Annotated in this window: 22 protein-coding genes; 15 read left to right on the top strand and 7 right to left on the bottom strand. The window is 58.4% G+C overall.

Going from position 1 to position 18365, the window contains the following annotated elements; genetic code table 11:
• Window positions 1-4: 4 nt before the first annotated feature.
• The 3 genes from Q1B13_RS21145 to Q1B13_RS21135 all read right to left on the bottom strand — a co-directional run bounded on the left by Q1B13_RS21145 (window position 5) and on the right by Q1B13_RS21135 (window position 2744).
• Window positions 5-517, bottom strand: coding sequence for a GNAT family N-acetyltransferase (locus tag Q1B13_RS21145; RefSeq protein WP_299083587.1), 513 nt, complete (start codon window positions 515-517; stop codon window positions 5-7).
• A 41-nt stretch (window positions 518-558) separates the two neighbouring features.
• Window positions 559-2064, bottom strand: a complete 1506-nt coding sequence (ffh, locus tag Q1B13_RS21140; RefSeq protein WP_299083585.1) for a signal recognition particle protein — start codon at window positions 2062-2064, stop codon at window positions 559-561.
• 161 nt (window positions 2065-2225) lie between these two features.
• On the bottom strand, window positions 2226-2744 hold the full coding sequence (locus Q1B13_RS21135) for a hypothetical protein (RefSeq protein WP_299083583.1): 519 nt from the start codon (window positions 2742-2744) through the stop codon (window positions 2226-2228).
• A gap of 88 nt (window positions 2745-2832) precedes the next feature.
• Here Q1B13_RS21135 and Q1B13_RS21130 point away from each other — a divergent pair, with 88 nt between their 5' ends.
• Entirely contained in the window at window positions 2833-3363 is a 531-nt protein-coding gene (locus tag Q1B13_RS21130) for a prolyl-tRNA synthetase associated domain-containing protein (RefSeq protein ID WP_299083581.1), read from the top strand.
• An 8-nt stretch (window positions 3364-3371) separates the two neighbouring features.
• Here Q1B13_RS21130 and Q1B13_RS21125 read toward each other — a convergent pair whose 3' ends face one another.
• Together Q1B13_RS21125 and Q1B13_RS21120 are read right to left on the bottom strand one after the other, a co-directional pair.
• Window positions 3372-4115: an aspartate/glutamate racemase family protein gene (locus Q1B13_RS21125; RefSeq protein WP_299083579.1), complete on the bottom strand. Its 744-nt coding sequence runs from the start codon at window positions 4113-4115 to the stop codon at window positions 3372-3374.
• Between the two features lie 74 nt (window positions 4116-4189).
• A complete protein-coding gene (locus tag Q1B13_RS21120; RefSeq protein ID WP_299083577.1) occupies window positions 4190-4771 on the bottom strand; it encodes an NAD(P)H-dependent oxidoreductase in 582 nt (193 codons plus the stop codon).
• A gap of 121 nt (window positions 4772-4892) precedes the next feature.
• Between Q1B13_RS21120 and Q1B13_RS21115 the strand changes: the two genes are divergently transcribed.
• The 4 genes from Q1B13_RS21115 (at window position 4893) to Q1B13_RS21100 (ending at window position 7552) form a co-directional block, all read left to right on the top strand.
• On the top strand, window positions 4893-5771 hold the full coding sequence (locus Q1B13_RS21115) for a LysR family transcriptional regulator (protein ID WP_298937131.1): 879 nt from the start codon (window positions 4893-4895) through the stop codon (window positions 5769-5771).
• Window positions 5768-6682: a DMT family transporter gene (locus tag Q1B13_RS21110; RefSeq protein WP_299083574.1), complete on the top strand. Its 915-nt coding sequence runs from the start codon at window positions 5768-5770 to the stop codon at window positions 6680-6682. Before Q1B13_RS21115 ends, Q1B13_RS21110 begins: the two co-directional genes overlap by 4 nt.
• 81 nt (window positions 6683-6763) lie before the next feature.
• Window positions 6764-7042 carry a hypothetical protein gene (locus Q1B13_RS21105; protein ID WP_299083572.1) on the top strand — a complete coding sequence of 93 codons (279 nt, stop codon included), beginning with the start codon at window positions 6764-6766 and terminating at the stop codon, window positions 7040-7042.
• A gap of 96 nt (window positions 7043-7138) precedes the next feature.
• Window positions 7139-7552: a universal stress protein gene (locus Q1B13_RS21100; RefSeq protein WP_299083570.1), complete on the top strand. Its 414-nt coding sequence runs from the start codon at window positions 7139-7141 to the stop codon at window positions 7550-7552.
• A gap of 7 nt (window positions 7553-7559) precedes the next feature.
• Here Q1B13_RS21100 and Q1B13_RS21095 read toward each other — a convergent pair whose 3' ends face one another.
• Window positions 7560-7895 carry a helix-turn-helix transcriptional regulator gene (locus Q1B13_RS21095; protein WP_298937127.1) on the bottom strand — a complete coding sequence of 112 codons (336 nt, stop codon included), beginning with the start codon at window positions 7893-7895 and terminating at the stop codon, window positions 7560-7562.
• Window positions 7896-8127: 232 nt separating this feature from the next.
• Between Q1B13_RS21095 and Q1B13_RS21090 the strand changes: the two genes are divergently transcribed.
• The 5 genes from Q1B13_RS21090 to Q1B13_RS21070 all read left to right on the top strand — a co-directional run bounded on the left by Q1B13_RS21090 (window position 8128) and on the right by Q1B13_RS21070 (window position 10698).
• Complete coding sequence (locus Q1B13_RS21090) at window positions 8128-8460, top strand: AtpZ/AtpI family protein (RefSeq protein ID WP_298937126.1); 333 nt, start codon at window positions 8128-8130, stop codon at window positions 8458-8460.
• A gap of 2 nt (window positions 8461-8462) precedes the next feature.
• Window positions 8463-9221 carry a F0F1 ATP synthase subunit A gene (locus tag Q1B13_RS21085; protein ID WP_298937125.1) on the top strand — a complete coding sequence of 253 codons (759 nt, stop codon included), beginning with the start codon at window positions 8463-8465 and terminating at the stop codon, window positions 9219-9221.
• Between the two features lie 48 nt (window positions 9222-9269).
• A complete protein-coding gene (locus Q1B13_RS21080) occupies window positions 9270-9494 on the top strand; it encodes a F0F1 ATP synthase subunit C (RefSeq protein WP_005981269.1) in 225 nt (74 codons plus the stop codon).
• A gap of 86 nt (window positions 9495-9580) precedes the next feature.
• Entirely contained in the window at window positions 9581-10132 is a 552-nt protein-coding gene (locus Q1B13_RS21075; protein ID WP_298937124.1) for a F0F1 ATP synthase subunit B', read from the top strand.
• Window positions 10133-10137: 5 nt separating this feature from the next.
• Entirely contained in the window at window positions 10138-10698 is a 561-nt protein-coding gene (locus Q1B13_RS21070; RefSeq protein ID WP_299083567.1) for a F0F1 ATP synthase subunit B, read from the top strand.
• A 148-nt stretch (window positions 10699-10846) separates the two neighbouring features.
• On the opposite strand, the gene Q1B13_RS21065 is transcribed toward Q1B13_RS21070, so the two are convergent.
• Window positions 10847-11617, bottom strand: coding sequence for a FadR/GntR family transcriptional regulator (locus tag Q1B13_RS21065; RefSeq protein ID WP_299083565.1), 771 nt, complete (start codon window positions 11615-11617; stop codon window positions 10847-10849).
• Between the two features lie 151 nt (window positions 11618-11768).
• On the opposite strand from Q1B13_RS21065, the gene Q1B13_RS21060 reads away from it, so the two are divergent.
• From Q1B13_RS21060 to Q1B13_RS21040, 5 genes are all read left to right on the top strand, one after another.
• Window positions 11769-12968, top strand: coding sequence for a PLP-dependent aminotransferase family protein (locus Q1B13_RS21060; RefSeq protein ID WP_299083563.1), 1200 nt, complete (start codon window positions 11769-11771; stop codon window positions 12966-12968).
• A 58-nt stretch (window positions 12969-13026) separates the two neighbouring features.
• A complete protein-coding gene (locus tag Q1B13_RS21055; RefSeq protein WP_299083561.1) occupies window positions 13027-13434 on the top strand; it encodes a hypothetical protein in 408 nt (135 codons plus the stop codon).
• Between the two features lie 137 nt (window positions 13435-13571).
• Entirely contained in the window at window positions 13572-17027 is a 3456-nt protein-coding gene (locus Q1B13_RS21050) for an AAA family ATPase (protein ID WP_299083559.1), read from the top strand.
• Window positions 17028-17081: 54 nt separating this feature from the next.
• The gene (locus Q1B13_RS21045; RefSeq protein WP_298937118.1) at window positions 17082-17432 is read left to right on the top strand and encodes a hypothetical protein; all 351 of its coding nucleotides are present in this window, start codon (window positions 17082-17084) and stop codon (window positions 17430-17432) included.
• 133 nt (window positions 17433-17565) lie between these two features.
• A complete protein-coding gene (locus tag Q1B13_RS21040) occupies window positions 17566-18363 on the top strand; it encodes a class II glutamine amidotransferase (RefSeq protein ID WP_298937117.1) in 798 nt (265 codons plus the stop codon).
• Window positions 18364-18365: the final 2 nt, after the last annotated feature.

Raw genomic sequence — 18365 nt, 5'->3', positions numbered from 1 at the left:
AGTGTCATGCCTGCGCCTCGCCATACCGCCAGACATGCTGATCATTGCTAAAGGCACCTTCAGCGGTCTTGTCCCGTAATGCGCCCAGCCGTTCCGCAAGAGCGTTCGAGCGGGTATTCGATTGTGACACGTAGCTTACGAATTGCCCCGACCCCAACAGGTCAAAGCCGAAATCTCGCACAGCCGTGCAAGCCTCGGTCGCATAGCCTTTCATATGGTGTTCGGTGCGGAACATGTAGCCAAGCTCCGGCTCTTGGTCGTCCCATTCGAGGCCGAGAATGACGAAGCCGACGACCTGATCATCCTCCTTAAGCGTGACCGAAAACAGGCCGTGACCATGCAGAAGCCAGCCGGAAGTGTAGTAGGAAAACTCTGTCCACGCTTCCTGCTCAGTATCGCCGAAGCTCTCCTTGCAGATTGAAGTCCACACCGGCAGGTCATCCAGAGTGGGTGCACGCAGAACCAGCCGCCGGGTCTGAATGACCGGCAGGGCCGCGCGATACTGCGCTGCTGCCATCGCCGCCTTTCCGGACGGGGGCTGGGTGCAGCGTGTTGGAGTCACTTTTTCTTTCCGAACCCGCTCAAACCTGGGGGCAGGGCCATGCCGCCACCCATTCCAGGCATACCGGGCATCTTGCCTCCCATCGCCTTGGCCGCCTGTTCCAGCGCCTTGGGATCCATGCCCGCTGCCATATCCTCGGGCGAGGGGCCGCCTTTGCCAAACATGCCTTTCATGGCCTGCTTCAGCATCTTGCCTTTGCCCATCTTGCCCATCTTCTTCATCATGTCCGACATCTGTCGGTGCATCTTGAGCAGCTTATTGAGGTCGCTGACTTCCATGCCGGAACCTGCCGCGATGCGCTTCTTGCGGCTCGCTTGCAACAATTGAGGGTTGGCGCGTTCGCGTTTGGTCATCGACTGGATCATGGCGATCTGGCGCTTGAGCACTTTGTCATCCATGCCCGCTTCTTCGACCTGCTTGGCCATCTTGCCCATGCCCGGCATCATGCCCATCATGCCCTGCATGCCGCCCATCTGGATCATCTGTTCCAGCTGCATCTTCAGGTCGTTCATGTTGAACTGACCTTTGACCATGCGCTTCATCATGCGCTCGGTCTGTTCCATCTCCATCGTTTCCTGGGCCTTTTCGACCAGAGCAACGATGTCTCCCATGCCCAGAATACGACCGGCGATCCGGTCCGGCTCGAATGTTTCGAGCGCGTCCATCTTCTCGCCCAGACCGACAAAGCGGATCGGCTTGCCTGTGACTGCGCGCATCGACAGAGCCGCACCGCCGCGCCCGTCGCCGTCCATCCGGGTCAGAACTACGCCCGAGATGCCGACCTTGGCTTCGAATTCTTCGGCCACTTCAACGGCGACTTGACCGGTCAGGCCATCGACAACCAGCAGGGTTTCACGAGGGTCGACCGCATTGCGAACGTCTTCGACTTCCTGCATCAGCACTTCGTCGATGTGCAATCGGCCTGCGGTATCCAGCATATAGACGTCATAGCCGCCCAGCGTCGCCTGCTGCTTGGCACGTTTGGCGATATCGACCGGTTTCTGTCCGGGAACAATCGGCAGGGTGTCGACCCCGACCTGAGTACCCAGCACGGCCAACTGATCCATCGCCGCCGGGCGATAGACGTCGAGCGAGGCCATCAGGACCTTCTTGCCTTCTTTCTCCTTCAGGCGCTTGGCCAGCTTGCCGGTCGTGGTCGTCTTACCCGAGCCCTGAAGGCCAACCATCAGGATCGGGGCAGGTGGGTTGTCGATCTTCAGAACGCCTGGGTCCTCTTCGCCGCGCAGCACCTCAACCAGCGTGTCATGCACGATCTTGACGACCTGCTGACCAGGGGTAATCGATTTGGTAACAGCCTGACCGGTGGCCTGATCCTGCACCTTCTTGACGAATTCGCGCGCGACCGGCAGCGAGACATCGGCCTCAAGCAGGGCCACGCGAACCTCACGCAGGGCGGTTTTGACGTCTTCCTCGGACAGGGCACCTTGTTTGGTCAGCCGGTCAAAGACGCCGGAGAGGCGTTCGGATAGATTTTCAAACATGCCTTCGGCCTCCTTAGCCGGTTATCTGATGGCAGTTCCTAGGTAGGAAGCGCCGGTTAAATGCACAATTGCCCCCACGGGCGTGACACGCTGGTGGGGGGCGATCCCTGAACGACTCAAGGGACCGGAAGATCAGACGCTTCCGGATGTTTGACGGCGATTTAGGCCGATTGGCTGTCCGAGTCAACCTTGCGCTTCGGATGCCAGGCATTGACCGCATCGACCATCCGCTGCGCGCCGCGTCCACTGACATAGGCTTCGACAATCGGGTGACGACCAGCGCTCATGCCTTTCTCCAGGATCAGAACGGGACGATGCATCTTGGACGTGGTCCTGTCGCGGGTCGAGGTGGTGGTTTCCACCTCGGCATGGGACAGGTTCGACAGCTCATGTTCTACAGAGTCATATCCAAAGAGCGATTGGCGACGGATCAGGATACTGTTGCTTTTACGGTCCAATATGACCTGAACGCGGCGTACAAAGACGCAGAACGCGCCAAAGCCTAACCCGCCACCGAACAAAGCAAAGATAATGCCGAACCAGACACCCTCACTCCCTTCGGTGGCCATGAAGAGGCCTGCGCCGACAAAGCATAGGATAAAGATCGCCAACATGATACCGATCAGCCAGGGCGTGTTGGATAGAATCAGTTGGTCCGGAGTGTTGCGCGTCACTTTCATGGCGGCACGCTAACACTGAGATTGCAGGTTGTCGTGGCTTGAATTTGCCCACGAGATACGCGATGAGCGCATGAAACAGGAGGTTCCCATGGGCGCATCATCCACTTTTCAGGACACATTGCCGCTCAGTTCCGACGCACTGCTGGCGCAGCTGGATGCCTGGGGCCTGACCTACCGGCTGCATACTCATGTCCCGCTGCGCACTGTCGAAGATGCGAAAGGTGTGGAAGATCAGTTTCTGGTGCCCGGCGAGAGCACCCTGCGCCTCAAGAACCTATATCTGCGCGACAAGAAGAAACGGAACTATCTGGTCACGCTGGAGCAAAGCCGCGAGATTGACCTCAAAGCGCTGGGCGCCGAGCTTGCTGTGGGAAGCCTATCTTTTGGTTCAGCTGATCGCCTGTTCCAGAACCTCGGTATTCGCCCCGGCGCGGTCAGCCCGCTGGCGATGATAAATGGCGTACAAAACAACGTGCGGTTCTTCATGGACGCTGCCGCGCAGCAGGCAGATGTCATTAATATGCACCCGTTGGTCAATGACAGAACTGTCGCGATGGCCCGTGGGGATGTGATGGCCTTCTTTGACCAAATCAAATGTGAAGTAGGCTGGCTGCAGTGAACTAAGGCTCAGCCTTCCTCAAGCGCTTCGGTCAGGGCCGCAGCAACATGGGCTGCGGACGGGTTAACAAACAGATGCCCCGCGGCCTTGAACACCGGATCATCCAAATGGTTTGGAAAGGCCAGCGGTAATTCGGTACAGGCCAGCAGGATGGCGGTGCCCGGCGTGGCGTGCCTGTTGCAATAAGCCAGCAGCCGGCCGCGTGCGTTCTCGGAGGCTCCGCCATAGAAATCGGTATCGATCATCGACTGCATTTTTGCGATCTCGGGCTGGGGCAAGCGTTCGTTTGCCGAAATACCTTCAACCGAAAGCCGGTCAGCGTAGTTGCGAGCTTCCATCGTCACCGAAGTGCCGAGGACCAGCGCCTTTTCAGCCCCGGTTTTGGCGGTTGCTTTGGCGGTCGCGTCAAAAATGCTGAGGATCGGCATGGTCACACCGCGCTGGATCGCATGCAGGCGGGCATGCGGCGTATTGGATGCGATAATCCCAAAATCACATCCGGCCCGCTCCAGAGTCAGCAAAGCCGCACGAAACACCGCATCGAAATCTGCCCAGCTGTCTTCATCACCGGCCATCCCTCGCAACGCGCGCGTGTGGGCCTGCACAACAGATTCGATTGTCATCTGTGGGATCGGAAGCGGGGATCCGTGGCCGCATTTGGCAAAGTGCCTGCTCGCACCTTCAGCGATGGCCCGGTAGTAGTCTACGGTCGATGCCCAGCCGACACCCCCAAGAATTCCGATCTTTTTCATGACAAAACGTCCAATCTGCCGAGAGAAACCTCTGAACAGATTGGACGTTTTGGCGGCACAGCACCAGAGGGGGATTAGGCGGCCAACTCGCTTACAGCCTTTTGTGCGGTGCTGAGGGTGTTTTCGGGGTCCAGCGCCATTTGATCGGCGGCGACGACATCGACATCGGTGATTCCGATGAAGCCCAGCACATGGCGGGCATAGCCCGAAGCATAGTCGACCTCGGATCCGACAGCCGTTCCGCCCGAGGCGATGGCCAGAACGGCGCGCTTGCCTTCCAGCAACCCTTTAGGGCCGTTTTCGCTGTAGCTGAATGTCAGGCCGACGCGGGCAACAAGGTCGATCCAGGCCTTGAACGCTGCGGGCACCGAAAAGTTGTAGATCGGCAAACCGATAACAATCGTGTCCGCATCGTGCAGCTCCTGTACCAACTCGTCCGACAGGGCCAGCCGGTCACGCTGTACCGAGTCGCGATCATCGGCAGGTGTAAAGTTTGCGGCAATCCAGTCTTCGGTCAGCAGCGGCAGAGGGCTGGCCAGATCACGCCGGATGATGCGGTTGGCGCCCAGGTGCCTGACGATCCGATTGGAAAGATCGCGGGTTGCTGAACCGGTGCGGCGGGCCGAGGCGTCGATGTGAAGGATAGTTTTGGTCATGTCTTGGCGTCCTTTGAGAGGGTTGGTCTTTGGCTTCCCTTCAATATGAATGTTGCACTCACGAACAAAACTCGGATATATCAACAGTTACTGTTAGAAATTGCACAAAGACGGCACTGCCATGGATAATTGGGACGAAGTGAGAACCGCCTATCAGGTGGCGCGGATGGGAACGGTCAGCGGCGCTGCCGAAGTATTGGGCGTCCACCACGCCACGGTGATCCGTCACATCGACGCAATCGAGGCCCGGTTGGGCGTCAAACTGTTCCAGCGTCACGCGCGTGGCTATACGCCGACCGAGGCCGGAGAAGATCTGTTGCGGGTGGCTCAGGCCACCGAAGATCAGTTCAACCAGCTTGTCGGTCGGATGAAAGGTCGGGGGGATGACGTCTCGGGCGAATTGGTTGTAACCTCGCTGGCCTCATTGGCCCCTTTGATTGTGCCGACACTCAGCGAGTTTCAAAGAACCCATCCTGATTTGATCGTGCGCTATTTGACCGGTGATCGCCTGTTCCGGCTTGAATATGGCGAAGCGCATGTCGCCATCCGGGCCGGGGCCGCCCCCGACCAGCCCGACAATGTGGTGCAGCCGTTTATTCCGCAAGAGGTCGGACTGTTTGCGAGCAAGGACTATATCGCGCGGCGCGGCAAGCCTTCTGGTGTGGAGGATTTCGCCAACCACGCCTTTGTCGGCAACGATGATGAAAACAGCCGTGCCCCGTTTTCGCGTTGGTTGCGTGCCAATGCCCCCGCCCAGGCGATCACATTCCGCTGTTCGAACAACTTCACGGGTGGCGAGGCAGTCCGGGCCGGGGCCGGGATCGGGTTCATGGCCCGATGGGAAGCGGCGCGCCTCCCCGAGTTGGAAGAGGTCATGGACCCGCTACCGGAATGGTCCGGCAAGCTATGGCTTGTGACTCATGTCGATTTGCATCGCACAACCAAGGTGCAGGCCTTTTTGAAATACCTGAAAGAACAGGCCAAGGGCTGGCTGCCATGAGCGCACAAGCGCGTGGCCATCTGGCCATGCTGGTGTTCTCGGCACTGGTCGCAGGCAGTTTCTCACTTGGGTCGATGATTGCCAATGAAATCGCTCCGGCCGCGTTGAACGCAGTTCGATTTGCCATCGCGGCGGTGGTGATCGGGTTTGCTGCACTGATTACGACAGGGGCGTCCCGTGACGCCATGCGAGCGCCCTGGCGGTACTTCATATTGGGCGGCTTGTTCGCGACCTATTTTGTGCTGATGTTTTACGGCCTCAAGACCGCGCCGCCGGTCAGCGCAGCAGCGGTGTTCACCCTGACCCCGGTGATGTCGGCTGTTGCCGGGTGGTTTCTTTTGCGGCAGGTCACCACGTCACGCATGGCTTTGGCCCTCACCGTCGGCGCCGTTGGCGCGTTATGGGTGATATTTCGCGCAGACTGGCAGGCGTTTCGGGCCTTTGAGATTGGTATGGGGGAAATCATCTACTTTTGCGGTTGTGCGGCGCATGCAGTATACACACCGATGGTTCGGAAACTGAACAGGGGCGAGCCCGCAGTGGTGTTCACCTTTGGCACATTGCTGGCTGGTTGTCTGTTGCTTGGTGTTTTTGGATGGTCCGATATCGTTGCAACCGATTGGGCGGCGTTACCTGGGATTGTCTGGATCGGCCTTTTGTACCTATCCTTTTTTGCCACTGCAGCCAGCTTTGTTCTGGTGCAGTTCGCTGCGCTGCGCCTGCCATCGGCCAAGGTCATGGCTTATACCTATCTGGTGCCCAGCTGGGTGATCTTGTGGGAGGTCGCGCTAGGCAACGGTGTGCCGCCAGGGCTGATCATCATTGGCGTGGTATTGACGATCATCGCTTTGCTTTTGCTGCTGAAAGACGAGATTTCAAGCTCTGCGCCTAAGCAAAGTAATCCTGGTTGAAACTTGCTTTCCGGGCAGGTTCTGGCAGCATCAAAAGGAAAGGCCAGCCCCTGATCTGGCCGCAGACCTAAAGGCTTTATTATGAATCGACTTTACTACGTTTCCATTCTGTTTGTTTTAGGTGCATGCGCACCGGGCACTCAAAGCAGCTCGGACGTTTCCGATTTGCAAGCCAGTTGCGAGGCACTCGTCTCGGCCCAAACCGGCGTGCGTGCAAGCGACGTAACCGCCGTATCGACGCAATCGGTGCCGACCGGATCGGTCACGACGGTCTCGGTCGTCGGTGTCGAAGCGCCCTGGCTGTGTCAGGCCGGCCCGACCGGAGTTGTTTTTGGCGTGGAATACAGTCAGGAAGGATAACCCCGGGTGGGTTTGCCGCCACAACACCCCTTGAGGCAGATCAAGGCCACTATCGAGCGTCCCTTCTACCATCCTTGTGAATGAGAGGAGAAAGCTATGTTCGACCACATCATGATCCCAGTTGATCTGCATATGCCGCCAGAGGTACACAAAGCCACCAAGGTCGCGGCAGAGGTGGCCAAATGGCAGAATGCCAGGATCACCGCAGTCAGTGTAACCGGTACGCAACCCGGCGATGTCACCCAATCCGACTCAGCGATTGCCAAGGATCTCGTGGCGTTTGCCGACCAACTGGCCGAACAAAGCGGGTCGCAGGTAGAAACGCGCAACATTCATTCGGTTGACGTGGCAGCCGAAGTTGATGGGGGCCTCACGCGCGCCGCAGAAGAAATCGGCGCCGATCTGATTGTCGTGGGAACGCACGCGCCACGGATCACCGATTATATATTCTCAAGCCATGCGGGATATCTGGCCAAGCACGCTAAGGTGTCGGTATTCGTGGTTAGATAGGCCCAACCTAAGTGTCGTCCGTTGCCGGAAGCTCAATTTCCAGAAACCGTTCGAACGCGTCCAGGTTGACGGGTTCGAATTGACCAAACCCTTGCATCCAGACAGACGCAGCCCGCAAGGCGTCGGGCTCCAGCTTGCACCATTTCACACGCCCGCGTTTTTCCTGTGAAATCAAACCAGCCTTGGTCAGGATGACCAGATGTTTTGAGATTGCGGCCAGCGATATCTCAAACGGTTCAGCCACATCTGTCACGGCCATATCATCCTCGAGCAGCATGGCAAGAATGGCGCGGCGGGTCGGATCGGCAAGGGCGGCAAATACAGTGTCGAGATCTTTGGACATGCTTTTGCTGAACCACAGTGCCTGAGTTTGGTCAACCATTTGGTTGAATATACGATTTCGCGGGTTTGTAGCCGCGGCGGGGTCTTGTTGGACAGAGTGGTCTTCATTGGATGTCGGTTTAGTATTTATGAATCAATAGGTTGAGCTGCGTCAATTGCGGCGGTCAATGGCGTTGACTCTGTGGCCGCGCGCCCTTAGCACCTAGCTTCAAGACTGTGCGAGGAAAACGCCCGTGACCGATGATGACCAAAAGCAGCGTATGGCGCAGCTGGAGGCCAAGATCGATGCGGCGAAAAAGGCCAAACAGCCTGAGACCCGCGCAGACGCTGACTATTCGGGGGGCGAGCTTGCCTGGCGGATGGTCATCGAAATGGTATCCGGTCTGGGGATCGGATTTGGCATCGGATACGGGCTCGACAGCCTGTTCGGGACGCTCCCGATCTTTCTGGTGCTGTTCACATTGCTGGGTCTTGTCGCCGGGGTAAAGGTTATGCTCCGCAGCGCACAACAGGCTCAAGAGAAACAAACGGCGGCCGAGGCCACCGATAAGGACGAGAGGGACTGAACGTGGCGACTGAGACCACCGCAGCAGAAGGCAGCAGCCTGGTATTCCACCCGATGGACCAGTTCATCGTCAAGCCGTTGTTTGGCGACGGTGCGATTGCCTGGTACACGCCCACCAACGTGACCCTGTGGATGTTCCTGGCCATTGCCGCGATCTTTGGTCTGTTGGTTCTTAGCACCTCGAAGCGCGCGATTGTTCCGACCCGGATGCAGTCGGTCGCCGAATTGGCCTACGGCTTTATCTACAAGATGCTGGAAGACATTTGTGGCAAGGAAGGCGTCAAATACTTTCCCTATGTCATGACGCTGTTCATGTTCATTGTCTGTGCGAACTTCCTGGGTATGATCCCGACATCATTCACCACCACATCGCATTTCGCCGTGACCATCCCGTTGGCGCTGGCCGTGTTCCTGACCGTGACCATCCTTGGTTTCGTCAAGAACGGCGCCGCTTTCCTGGGTCTGTTTTGGGTGTCCAGCGCGCCTCTGGCGCTGCGCCCTGTCCTGGCGATCATCGAGCTGATCTCGTACTTCGTACGCCCGGTCAGCCACTCTATTCGTCTTGCCGGTAACGTCATGGCAGGCCACGCGGTTATCAAGGTGTTCGCAGGCTTTGCCGCGATTGCCGTGATCTCGCCCGTGTCCGTTCTGGCGATCACCGCAATGTACGGCCTCGAGGTCCTTGTGTCCTTTATCCAGGCCTACGTATTCACCATTCTGACCTGCGTTTATCTGAAGGATGCGCTGCATCCGTCGCACTAAGGTCCGATACCCAAACATCGAAACTTCCAATTCGTAAGGAGAAACATCATGGAAGGCGATCTCGCACACATCGGCGCAGGCCTGGCAGCAATCGGTTCCGGCGCAGCCGCAATCGGGGTGGGCAACGTAGCAGGCAACTTCCTGGCCGGCGCCCTGCGCAATCCTTCGGCGGCTGCTTCGCAGACCGCAACCCTGTTCATCGGTATCGCATTCGCAGAAGCCCTGGGGATCTTCGCATTCCTGGTCTCGCTGCTGCTGATGTTCGCCGTCTAACCAGCGGAACCTGATCCTTACGCGCAGGTGGGCCCAAGCCATAGCGGCCTACCTGTTGTAAAGACAAAGTTCCGACGGAGGACAACATGGCGACTGAACCCATTGCCGAAGAAATAGCTGGCTCGTGCGTCGACGCTTATGGCTCTGCCATCGGTATGCCGCAGCTCTGCTTCGATTGGTTCCCCAACCAGATTTTCTGGCTGGTCATTACGCTGGTCGTCATCTTTCTGGTCCTGTCCCGCGTGGCCTTGCCTCGCATCGCGGCAATCCTGGCGGAACGTCAGGGGACCATTACAAATGACCTGGCTGCAGCCGAAGACCTGAAGGCCAAGGCTGTTGAAGCTGAAGAGGCCTACAACAAGGCGTTGGCCGATGCCCGCGCCGAGGCACAGCGTATTGCTGCCGAGGCCCGCGCTGAAATCCAGTCTGGTCTGGATGACGCGATTGCCATGGCAGACTTGGAAATTGCTGCCAAAACGGCTGAATCGGAAAAGGCAATTGCCGGCATCCGGGCCAGCGCGCTGGATAGTATTCAAGTGGTTGCCAAGGATACGGCAGCTGAACTGGTCACTGCACTGGGTGGCAAGGCAGATGCCAAAGCCATCGACGGTGCCGTTGACGCGCAGACGAAAGGATAAGTGACATGCGGAATACTCTTGCCCTTATCCTGACCGTTGGCACTGCCAGCCCTGCGCTGGCCGCAAGTAGCCCGTTCTTTTCGCTTGGCAATACAGATTTTGTCGTGCTGCTGGGCTTCATCGTCTTCATCGCGGTCCTTTTCTACTTCAAGGTACCGGGCATGATTGGCGGTGCGCTGGACAATCGTGCCGAAGGCATCAAGTCCGAACTGGACGAAGCCCGTGCCCTGCACGAAGAAGCCCGCAGTCTGCTGGCCTCGTACGAGCGCAAACAGCGCGAAGTTCAGGGTCAAGCGGACGCCATCGTTGCGGCCGCCAAAGAAGATGCTCTGCTTGCTGCCGAACAGGCCAAGGTTGATCTGGAACAATCCATTGCCCGCCGTCTGGCTGCGGCACAGGATCAGATCGCTTCGGCTGAAGCGTCGGCCGTCAAGGAAGTTCGCGATCAGGCCATCACCGTTGCGGTTTCCGCCGCCAACGCCGTGCTGGCCAAGCAAATGACCGCTGCGCAGGCAAATAAGCTGATCGACGCCTCTATTGCGGATGTCGGTGAAAAACTGCACTAATCGGCCTTACAGCAAATAGATGATGACCCGAGAGCCTAAGGCCCTCGGGTTTTTCTTTGCCTGAAGAGTTCGGCCACTTTAGCGAATTGAGCAAACCGGATCTGGATGTGCATTGACCAGATAAGCCTCAGCGTTGCGCGCTATTTTATCAGCCCTGCGCGGTTTCATGATCCAACCGCTGCTGCGCAATCGCTTCGTTCCGCGCGGCTTTCTGCTGATCCGCCATACAGCGTTCGACAAACCCCAGGTGATGCTCGACGGCTTCACGTGCACCTTTGGGGTCTCGGTCTTGTAATGCATCGTTGATCGCGCGGTGCTGATCCAGAATGGCGTCGCGCGTTGTGCGCTGCTGGAACATCATCTGGCGATTATAAAACACACCCTGACGCAGCAGATCGAACATCGACCGCATCATGTGCAGCATCACGACGTTATGGCTGGCTTCGATGATGGCCATGTGAAACTGGGCGTCCAGCTGCGCCTCTTCCTCGGTGGCATTTCGGTCATGCGCCGAGACCATCTTATCGAATATCGTCTGAACAACCTTCAGATCGCTCTCGGATCCAAGCCGTGTGGCCCGTTCGGCCGCCAACCCTTCCATGTCCCGGCGGAACGATAGATAGTCGAACACCGCTTCGTCATGGCTGCTGAACAACTGTATCAATGCCGGTGAAAAAGCCGATCCCAGCACCTCGGCCACATAAATCCCGGACCCAGCCTTGGCGGTCAGCAGCCCCTGGTCCTGGAGGTCTGAAATCGCTTCGCGCAGCGACGGGCGCGATACCCCCATACGCTCGGCCAGCTCGCGTTCTGAGGGCAGACGCTCGCCCGGTCTCAGAATGCCGCGGAGGATCAGCAGTTCAATCTGTCGGACAACGGCGAGAGAGAGTTTTTCGGTCTGAACTTTTTGGAAAGGCATGGTGATTTCCGGAATTGGTCAAATCATATGACCACGTAATCCGGACACATTCAAGAAGATCGGGTTCACGCCGATTGAAACATTGGGTCAGTAGTGTTGACTTTGTTGTGCACCTGCCTAGGCTGCCCCGAATTGAGATCGGAGGAGCCTCATGTCCTTGCACCCGCTATTTGCCACCCGAGCCTCTCGGATGAAGGCGTCGGAAATCCGCGAATTGCTGAAACTGCTCGATCAACCCGGCATCATTTCATTTGCCGGAGGCATCCCGGACCCCAAGCTTTTTCCGTCGGACGAGTTCGCCAAAGCGTATCAAGCGGCGCTCGGATCAGAGAGCAAGGACCAGGCGCTGCAATATTCTATCAGCGAAGGCTACGTTCCTTTGCGCCAATGGCTGGTAGACCATATGCGGCAGATCGGTGTGGAGTGTGACATCGACAATGTGCTGATCACGTCGGGGTCTCAACAAGCGCTGGACTATCTGGGTAAGCTTTTCTTGTCGCCCGGAGATACAGCATTAGTGGGCTGGCCCACCTATCTTGGTGCGATCAATGCGTTTGATGCGTATGAACCGCGTTTTGATCAACTGAGCATCAATGGCAATCGGGGCGCTGCAGAATACAGGGCGGCGGCCGGCGGCGGCGCCGTCAAGTTTGCCTATCTCTCAGCAGATTTTGCCAACCCGACCGGTGAAACAGTCGATCTGCGGGGGCGGGAGGCCGTACTTGATCTGGCCGAAGACCTGAACTGCGCGGTGATCGAAGATGGTGCCTATCAGGCGCTTCGATATGACGGCGCGCCGATCCCGCCAATTCTGGCATTGGAACTGTCCCGAAAGGGATCGATCGATGCGTGCAGGACCATCTATTGTGGCAGCTTCTCTAAAACCCTGTCGCCGGGATTACGGGTGGGCTGGGTGGTTGCAGCCAAACCGGTCATTTCGCAGCTGGTTCTGTTGAAGCAGGCCTCGGATCTGCATTCAGCGACCATCAATCAGATGGCAGTGCATCAGGTGGCTGAGGCCTGCTTTGACACCCATGTGTCGACATTGCGCACCGTCTATCGGTCTCGGCGGGACGCCATGCTGACGGCCTTGGAACAGCACATGCCTGAAGGTGTGGAATGGACCAAACCCGAAGGTGGCATGTTTGTCTGGGTGACTTTGTCCAAAGGGGTTAGCGGGGCTGATCTGCTGGCGCGTGCACTGGACACGGTCAAAGTTGCCTTTGTTCCCGGGCGGGCGTTCTTTCCTGACCAAAGCGGCACCAACACTATCCGGTTGAGCTTTTCGAATTCCGACGAGGAGAAAATCCGAGAAGGCGTGCGCCGATTGGCAGAGCTTTTGCAAACCTGACAGGAGGAAGCCGAAAACCGGAAAGGTTCTGTTAACCAAAATACCCCAAAGCTGCGGCATGATCCGGTTTCTTGCCCCTCTGCTGATGGCCGCATGTTCCGCGGGCACACCGCATTTTCGCGACGTGCCAGCAACCCGCGTGGCGGTGAACGGCAGCGTGTTCGACATCCGTGTGCGTGGAGAACTGGCCGAGGCAGTGCGGATGAACTCTCAATACGCCCCAAGGCTCGGGCCAATTCGCGACCGGGCGGCATTGGCTATGGCTCAGGTGTCGGGCTGTCCGATACTGGATGTGCTGGGCGACGCGGCGGTGACCATTGGGGTGTTGGGGTGTGATCGTAAGGCAGGTGAACGGTTATTGCTGACGGCCGTGTCGACACCAAATTACGAATGTATCGACTTTGGCATTTACGAAGGCGACGGCAAGAATGACGGGTACCAGGTGTTCGAATGCACACCTTACTGAAACGCGTAATCCTGCTCAGACAGCCAAGATGTTGTGGATAACTCGGCTCAATAGCCCATATCCTGCGCATCTCCGTTGACTCGCCCCAATCCCTTGCGCAGACTTCTTTGACGTAGGAATCATGGGACCCACCACCTTTGCGTTTTAGCAAACTCAAACTGACCGGCTTCAAAAGCTTTGTTGATCCGACCGATCTGATTATCGCGGACGGGTTGACCGGTGTTGTGGGTCCGAATGGTTGTGGCAAGTCCAATCTTCTGGAAGCTCTGCGCTGGGTGATGGGCGAAAACCGCCCCAAATCCATGCGTGGTGGCGCAATGGAAGATGTGATCTTTGCCGGTGCCGCCACGCGTCCTGCCCGTAACTTTGCTGAGGTTGTCCTGACCATGGACAACTCGGAACGATTGGCTCCCTCAGGCTTTAACGACAGTGACCAGCTTGAGATTGTGCGCCGCATCACCCGTGATGTGGGCAGCGCCTACAAGACCAATGGCAAAGACGTCCGAGCCCGCGACGTTCAGATGCTGTTTGCCGACGCCTCAACCGGCGCGCACTCGCCCGCATTGGTGGGGCAAAACCGCATTGCCGAGTTGATCAATGCCAAACCCCGCTCTCGTCGTCGTATCCTGGAAGAAGCCGCAGGAATTTCAGGTCTGTATCAGCGACGCCACGAGGCGGAACTGAAACTGAAGGGAACGGAATCCAATCTGACCCGCGTGGATGACGTGTTGGAACAGTTGGGGACGCAGCTGGCACAGCTCGCCCGCCAGGCGCGTCAGGCCGCCCGCTACCGTGAGATCGGTGAGCAACTGCGTCAGGCCGAGGGTATGTTGCTATACCGTCGCTGGAAAGAGGCCGACATGGCCCGCCAGCAGGCCGAGGACAAGCTGCGCGAACGCATCACCGAAGCCTCGCGCGCCGAGGCCGAGGCACGCGCCGCAGGTGCCAAACGGGTTGAGATCGAAGAAACCCTGCCGCCCCTGCGCGAAGAAGAGGCTATCGCCGCCGCCGTCCTGCAACGCCAGCAGGTGCAGCGCGACGCATTGACCGATCAGGAAACCCGGGCGCGCCAGACGATTGAGACCCTGACCAACCGTATTCAGCAGCTGGGTAATGATATCGAGCGCGAAACCGGTCTGAACCGGGATGCGGGCCAGATGATCGAACGACTGGAATGGGAATCGCGCGAATTGGCCAAAGCGGCCGACGGGCACGAGGAAAAAGTGGCCGAGGCTGCAGAAATCGCCCGCGAGGCGGCATCGGTTTTGCAGGATCGTGAGGACCACCTGTCACAACAAACCGAAGACATGGCCCGCCTTGTCGCCCGCCACCAGTCGGCACAGCGTTTGGTCGAAGACAGCCGCAAGACGTTGTCCCGATCCGAAGGTGAAGAAGAAAAGGCCCGCGTTGCGGTGGATGAGGCCAAGACATCCCTGACCCGCGCCAGCGCAGCTTTCGAGGCCGCGCAGGAGGGTGAAGAAGAAGCTCGTGAAGCCGCCGAAGCTGCTGATGAAGCGCTCGCCGCCGCCGATGAATTGCGCAACGAGACCCAAGCCCGCGAGGCCGAAGCCCGCGCGCAACGGTCTGAGGCCGAAGGCGAGTTGGGCGCGATCCGGGCCGAGACCACGGCGCTGGCGAAATTGGTGGAACGCGATACCGCTGAGGGCGGGCAGGTGCTTGATATGCTGCGTGTTGCACCCGGCTATGAAAAGGCGCTGGGTGCAGCACTGGCCGATGATCTGCGCGCGCCGTTGGTCGAAGGAGACGGCCCATCCGGTTGGGTCCAGATGGCAGGTTATGACGCCGACCAATCACTGCCAGACGGGGCGGAGCCACTGGCCTTGCATGTCTCGGGGCCTGATCGCCTCAGCCGCCGGATCGCGCAGATCGGGCTGGTTGACGGGGATCAGGGCGCGCGGTTGCAGGCTGCGTTGAAACCCGGTCAGCGTCTGGTGTCGCGTTCGGGCGATCTCTGGCGCTGGGACGGGTTCCGCGCCTGGGCCGAGGATGCGCCAAGCGCCGCGGCATTGCGATTAGAACAGCTCAACAAACTGGAAGCCCTGAAGCAAGAGCTGACTAGGGCAGAGGCGCAGGCTGATGGTGCTCGTGCCGCACATGAGGCGCTGTCGCAGCAGCTGGCCGACGTGACCGAAGCTGACCGTCGTGCGCGCGAAGCCCGCCGCGCCGCCGATCAACGCGTGGCGGAAACTGCCCGTGCGCTAAGCCGGGCCGAGGCGGATCGCAATCTTGCGCAGGGCAAGCTGGAAACGCTGGCGCTCGCCGTAGACCGCCACAAAGAAGACGCCATGGCCGCCCGTGCACAACTGCGCGAGGCTGAGGGGTCTCTGACGGGTCTGGGCGATCTCGACAGCGCCCGCGCTCAGGTTGAAGACATCAAACAAACGGTCGAGGCGGCGCGGATCACCATGCTGACCCATCGTTCGTCCCATGACGAACTGCGTCGAGAGGGCGAGGCCCGGACCCGCCGTACCCAGGAAGTCACCAAAGATCTCAGCGGTTGGAAACATCGTCTCGAAACTGCCGAAAAGCGCATCTCGGAACTCGCTGAACGCAAGGAAGGTTCCGAAGAGGAACTGGCTGAGGCCACGGCAACTCCTGGCGAAATCGCCGAGGCGCGCGAAGAACTGAACGAATTGATCGAAGACGCGGAAGCCCGCCGCGCCGAGGCTGCTGACAAGCTTTCTTTGGCCGAAACACAACAGCGCGAAGTTGTGCTGGCCGAGCGTGAGGCTGAACGCCTAGCCTCGGAAGCGCGCGAAGCGCGCGCTGCGGCTGAAGCACGCTGTGACGCTGCCAAGGAAGGCGTCGTGGCCGCTGCAGAGCGCATTGCCGAAGATCAGCAACTGACGCCGAACCAGTTGCTGAACCAGCTCGACGTGAATCCCGATCAGATGCCTGCCGCCGATGCGCTGGAATCCGAGGTGAACCGCCACAAGCGCCAACGCGACGCGATGGGTGCGGTGAACCTGCGCGCTGAAGAAGACGCCAAAGAGGTTCAGGAAGAATTCGACACGCTGAATGGCGAAAAGGCCGATCTGGAAGACGCGATCAAGGCCCTGCGCAGTGGCATCGCCAGCCTCAACCGCGAGGGGCGCGAGCGTCTGCTAACCGCGTTTGAACAGGTGAATTCGAACTTCGCCATGCTGTTCAAGCACCTGTTCGGTGGGGGTGAGGCCAATCTGGTCATGGTCGAAAGCGACGATCCGCTGGATGCGGGGCTTGAGATCATGTGCCAGCCACCGGGCAAGAAGCTTTCGACCCTCAGCCTGCTTTCGGGTGGAGAACAGACACTGACAGCGACGGCGCTTATCTTCGGCGTCTTCCTCGCCAACCCGGCACCGATCTGTGTGCTGGACGAGGTAGATGCGCCGCTGGACGACGCCAACGTCACCCGCTTTTGTGACCTGCTTGATGAGATGTGCCGCCAGACTGACACGCGCTTTCTGATCATCACCCACCATGCGGTGACAATGGCACGCATGGATCGTCTGTTCGGGGTGACAATGCAGGAACAGGGCGTCAGCCAGTTGGTCTCGGTCGACCTGAAGAAAGCGGAACAGATGGTCGCCTGATCGATCACTGCAACGTTATGCGCGTTTTGCTGTTGACCGGGTTAGGGTAGCGGTATGATCCGATTGCTCATCCTTGCTATGTTTGTTGCAACGCCGCTTTGGGCGGCCGAGTGGCTGACCAAACCCGGCGATGTGCCGTTGAACCCACAAGAGTTGGACGGGTTGGCAGGCCGTACGCTGACGTTCTACGACGATGGTCAATCCAAGTTTTCGGCCGGTGGGGCCTATTCCTATACCTATGCCAGTGGGGAATCGGCATTTGGAACCTATAGCATTGCCGAGGATGGCAGCGTCTGCATCCAATACCGCAATGGCTTCGGCCGTTGTGACCTCTTTGTACGCAGCAGCGACCGTTTGATCCTTATCAACGCAAAGGGTGAACGGTATCCGGTGCGACCCGATTAATCGGACGAAGAAGTGACCAATTGCTCTATCAAGCGATAGAATTCTGCGAATTTTCTGACTAAAATTGGTGACTATTTTGCCCGTTTGCCTGGCATATTGCTGAAAACCTGAAACAACATGTGAGGTAAGGCTGATGTGCCGATTTCTGGCTTGGGTTGGCGCAAAACGCTATCTGGACGAACTTGTACTAAACCAGGAGCAATCGCTTGTCATTCAAAGCCGGAATGCCCTGATCGGAAAAACTCCGATCAACGCGGATGGGTTCGGCCTTGCCTGGTATTCCGACCGCAAGACGCCGTGTTTCTATAAAGACACAAACCCGGCCTGGTCAGATGCTAATCTCAAACAGCTGACCCATCACACTCAATCGCATCTGTTTCTGGCGCATGTCCGGGCATCAACGGGTACGGCCACGTCGCGCAACAACTGCCATCCCTTTGGCGTCGGAAAATGGAGTTTCATGCATAATGGGCAAGCTGGTGGCCATGACCGTATCCGGCAGGAACTGGACGGGATGATCCCGGCCGATCTGTACGGGCATCGGCTTGGGGCAACCGAAAGCGAAGCGATTTTCCTGATTGCCCACGGTGAAGGGCTGGATGCAGAACCGATCGCAGCGATGGAACGCGCAGTCGAACGTGTGGAAGCGTTGGCCAGACGACGGGGCACGCTTCCCTATCTTCGGTTTGCGGCTTGCTGGTCAGATGGGGATCGGCTGTTTGCAGCCCGATACGCCTCGGACCGTTTCGCGCCGAGCCTGCATTACAAAACTTGCGATGACGGCATCATCATTTCGTCCGAGCCGCTGGATGCAAACAGCGGCGAATGGACTGAGATTCCGGCCAATACGGCGATTGAAACGCGCGGCAATTCCCTGAACACGCACGCGTTTGAACCAAACGTGCAATACCGCCGCGCGGACGTCGCCTAGCC

Origin of the sequence: uncultured Ruegeria sp., from assembly GCF_947489545.1 — a bacterium.
Taxonomy (GTDB): domain Bacteria; phylum Pseudomonadota; class Alphaproteobacteria; order Rhodobacterales; family Rhodobacteraceae; genus Ruegeria.
Note: the sequence above shows the minus strand (reverse complement) of the source record. Positions and strands in the feature narration are given on the sequence as shown.

What these genes read in the sequence shown, in the direction of transcription:
- Q1B13_RS21120 (WP_299083577.1), bottom strand. Translation starts at nt 4,771, where the DNA reads ATGACCAAAACTATCCTTCACATCGACGCCTCGGCCCGCCGCACCGGT.
- Q1B13_RS21135 (WP_299083583.1), bottom strand. Translation starts at nt 2,744, where the DNA reads ATGAAAGTGACGCGCAACACTCCGGACCAACTGATTCTATCCAACACG.
- Q1B13_RS21060 (WP_299083563.1), top strand. Translation starts at nt 11,769, where the DNA reads ATGTCCTTGCACCCGCTATTTGCCACCCGAGCCTCTCGGATGAAGGCG.
- Q1B13_RS21145 (WP_299083587.1), bottom strand. Translation starts at nt 517, where the DNA reads ATGGCAGCAGCGCAGTATCGCGCGGCCCTGCCGGTCATTCAGACCCGG.
- Q1B13_RS21130 (WP_299083581.1), top strand. Translation starts at nt 2,833, where the DNA reads ATGGGCGCATCATCCACTTTTCAGGACACATTGCCGCTCAGTTCCGAC.
- Q1B13_RS21105 (WP_299083572.1), top strand. Translation starts at nt 6,764, where the DNA reads ATGAATCGACTTTACTACGTTTCCATTCTGTTTGTTTTAGGTGCATGC.
- Q1B13_RS21055 (WP_299083561.1), top strand. Translation starts at nt 13,027, where the DNA reads ATGATCCGGTTTCTTGCCCCTCTGCTGATGGCCGCATGTTCCGCGGGC.
- Q1B13_RS21070 (WP_299083567.1), top strand. Translation starts at nt 10,138, where the DNA reads ATGCGGAATACTCTTGCCCTTATCCTGACCGTTGGCACTGCCAGCCCT.
- Q1B13_RS21040 (WP_298937117.1), top strand. Translation starts at nt 17,566, where the DNA reads ATGTGCCGATTTCTGGCTTGGGTTGGCGCAAAACGCTATCTGGACGAA.
- ffh (WP_299083585.1), bottom strand. Translation starts at nt 2,064, where the DNA reads ATGTTTGAAAATCTATCCGAACGCCTCTCCGGCGTCTTTGACCGGCTG.
- Q1B13_RS21065 (WP_299083565.1), bottom strand. Translation starts at nt 11,617, where the DNA reads ATGCCTTTCCAAAAAGTTCAGACCGAAAAACTCTCTCTCGCCGTTGTC.
- Q1B13_RS21095 (WP_298937127.1), bottom strand. Translation starts at nt 7,895, where the DNA reads ATGTCCAAAGATCTCGACACTGTATTTGCCGCCCTTGCCGATCCGACC.
- Q1B13_RS21110 (WP_299083574.1), top strand. Translation starts at nt 5,768, where the DNA reads ATGAGCGCACAAGCGCGTGGCCATCTGGCCATGCTGGTGTTCTCGGCA.
- Q1B13_RS21100 (WP_299083570.1), top strand. Translation starts at nt 7,139, where the DNA reads ATGTTCGACCACATCATGATCCCAGTTGATCTGCATATGCCGCCAGAG.
- Q1B13_RS21125 (WP_299083579.1), bottom strand. Translation starts at nt 4,115, where the DNA reads ATGAAAAAGATCGGAATTCTTGGGGGTGTCGGCTGGGCATCGACCGTA.
- Q1B13_RS21080 (WP_005981269.1), top strand. Translation starts at nt 9,270, where the DNA reads ATGGAAGGCGATCTCGCACACATCGGCGCAGGCCTGGCAGCAATCGGT.
- Q1B13_RS21115 (WP_298937131.1), top strand. Translation starts at nt 4,893, where the DNA reads ATGGATAATTGGGACGAAGTGAGAACCGCCTATCAGGTGGCGCGGATG.
- Q1B13_RS21045 (WP_298937118.1), top strand. Translation starts at nt 17,082, where the DNA reads ATGATCCGATTGCTCATCCTTGCTATGTTTGTTGCAACGCCGCTTTGG.
- Q1B13_RS21075 (WP_298937124.1), top strand. Translation starts at nt 9,581, where the DNA reads ATGGCGACTGAACCCATTGCCGAAGAAATAGCTGGCTCGTGCGTCGAC.